The sequence below is a fragment of the Pseudomonas sp. HY13-MNA-CIBAN-0226 genome (genome assembly GCF_040310305.1).
GTDB classification, from domain to species: domain Bacteria; phylum Pseudomonadota; class Gammaproteobacteria; order Pseudomonadales; family Pseudomonadaceae; genus Aquipseudomonas; species Aquipseudomonas gregormendelii.
The window spans coordinates 1-1,996 of sequence record NZ_JBEOPS010000047.1 but is presented as its reverse complement, the minus strand read 5'-3'; the positions used below and the strand labels follow the sequence as shown (position 1 = coordinate 1,996).

Below are 1,996 nucleotides of genomic sequence, written 5' to 3'. Positions count from 1 at the left end.
AAACCCACATTTTCAGCATGACGCCTCCATGGCTTTAGGAGCGAAGCGAGTGGGGGTGCTGTTACACCCCCACTTTACCGCAACTAACTTCGGTGCCGGCATCAGCCCGCCCGCCTTAAAGCTTCCTGCTCGATGCCCATTAGGACGCCTCTCATCGCAACCTTGGCCTGCTGCTGTAGCTCTACAGGCAGCAAATCCAGCCTTCTCCATATGGCGCTAAATTCTGCAGAGTTTGTACGTTCTGACTCGTCGAGCAGTAGTTCGTCGGTTGAAACTCCGAAAATCTTAGCAAGGGTTGCGATCTTGTCCCCTGGTGGAGTCGCCTTTCCCGCCTCATAACCCTTGTATGAGGACTCAGATATTCCCGCCGCTTCCCATGCCTTATGTTGCGTTAAACCCGCAGCCTCTCTGGCTTTGCGTAGGTTTTCACCGATGGTCATCGTTAGGTCACTCTCATTGCCAATTTCTTCCATCACCTTATCTCCTGTATGCATTTACACCGTCATGATACGACACCATAAGGTGTAAGATCGTGCTTGACCAAATGGTGCACGATCTCGTACCTTAAAGGTCAAGTTCATCCCCCTTGACGGATTAATAGATGTTCATCGACTGGCTCAAGGTTTCACAGGAACATTATTTTGACCTTCCGGTTATCTCCGATACCGCGTTCAAGGCCATTGATACCCTGACCGGCGAAGTCTTGAGCACCAGCTATCGATCCGTTAAGCACCAGGGAAGCCACAGTTCAACCGTACAAATTCACGTCCAAGGCCGAAAAATCACAATCGATGGCAATCCTTCACGTCTCAATCGTGATGACAACCTCTGGGGTTTTGAAACCCTCGAGCAGTGCATCTCCGTTTACAACGAGCTTCTTGCACAGTACGGCCTTCCTTCTTTCACCCGTTGCACGCGGTCTGAGGTACGCCAGGGTGAATCGGGCGCGAAAGCTTCACATATTTGGGCGGACGGTTGCTGTATTCAGCGAGTCGACCTCACAACAAATATCTCAGTAGGGAAGGGCAACGAAATCCCTTACTTGCGAGGATTGGCTTCTCAGCGAATAGGCCACTCTATTGGCCGACTATTTCCAAATGGCCGTTCTGTAGATTGGACAACTAGTGGAAGCGGGAAGGGTGTTCGTCTTCAATATCGCAAGGCATACGACAAGGCATTCGAAATTTACAAGCATCATCTCCCAAAAGTTAAACGCTTTTTCGGAGACGATTCCGCAGAGCTGAAATACGCTCAGGACATTTATCAATACGCCTTAGACACTGGCATTGTTCGTTTAGAACAAGAACTAAAAAGCGAATTTTTAAGCCGTGAAAAGCTATGTTATTGGGGCCTCTTTGATGAAGGCGAATATCAAACTCTTCATAAAGAGTTTCTTAGCGTCGATGAACGCTTAAAGGTGACTAAAATGGATATGGCAAGCATTGCTCAGCAATTACTTCTAGAAAACATTTGTGACACTCCAAGAGCAGCAAACGTAACTGCCTCATACGCCCATCTTTGGATGCACGGCATGGAAATCGTTTGTTCTCAGAGGTCTTTTGAGACTCACGCAGCTAGACTCAATCGCATCGGCATTAATATTCGAAATGCATGCGACTTGACTACGTTTAGCAACGTATTTATACGAGAGATGCGCGAAATCAATCCAGTTAAAAGTATTGCTCCGCCAAGTTGGTATAAACGCCCGACGCATTTGAGGCTTGCTGCGTAATGATGGGCCCATTAATGGAGACTACGTTTCTCGTCATTTGCGCTGTCATGCTCATAAAAACTCTTGGTAGGTGGGCGCGTTCATGATCAATAGTCTTCAAGGAACGGCAATAAGCAAAGGCCAGCAGCGGCAACAGGAGTTCCAGAACCGGTGTAGAGCTGCGTTTTTGAACCCGGTACTTGCTGACTCAGTTGCGGCAACCATCAAAGTTATTGATGAGCGAAAAGAGCAGGGCATAAAGCCTGAAAAAATTTGGACTAAAGA

Annotated in this window: 3 protein-coding genes; 2 read left to right on the top strand and 1 reads right to left on the bottom strand. The window is 47.9% G+C overall.

Annotation, left to right across the window (positions count from 1 at the left end; translation table 11 throughout):
• Nucleotides 1–101: 101 nt before the first annotated feature.
• Entirely contained in the window at nucleotides 102–473 is a 372-nt protein-coding gene (locus AAEZ05_RS27630; protein ID WP_205892618.1) for a helix-turn-helix domain-containing protein, read from the bottom strand.
• Nucleotides 474–601: 128 nt separating this feature from the next.
• Between AAEZ05_RS27630 and AAEZ05_RS27625 the strand changes: the two genes are divergently transcribed.
• Nucleotides 602–1,732 carry a phage/plasmid replication domain-containing protein gene (locus AAEZ05_RS27625; RefSeq protein WP_350649710.1) on the top strand — a complete coding sequence of 377 codons (1,131 nt, stop codon included), beginning with the start codon at nucleotides 602–604 and terminating at the stop codon, nucleotides 1,730–1,732.
• 82 nt (nucleotides 1,733–1,814) lie between these two features.
• Nucleotides 1,815–1,996, top strand: a 182-nt coding sequence (locus AAEZ05_RS27620; protein ID WP_350649708.1) for a hypothetical protein, incomplete at its 3' end; no start/stop codon positions are given.

Coding starts and splice junctions, on each gene's coding strand:
- AAEZ05_RS27630 (WP_205892618.1), bottom strand. CDS start 473: ATGGAAGAAATTGGCAATGAGAGTGACCTAACGATGACCATCGGTGAA.
- AAEZ05_RS27625 (WP_350649710.1), top strand. CDS start 602: ATGTTCATCGACTGGCTCAAGGTTTCACAGGAACATTATTTTGACCTT.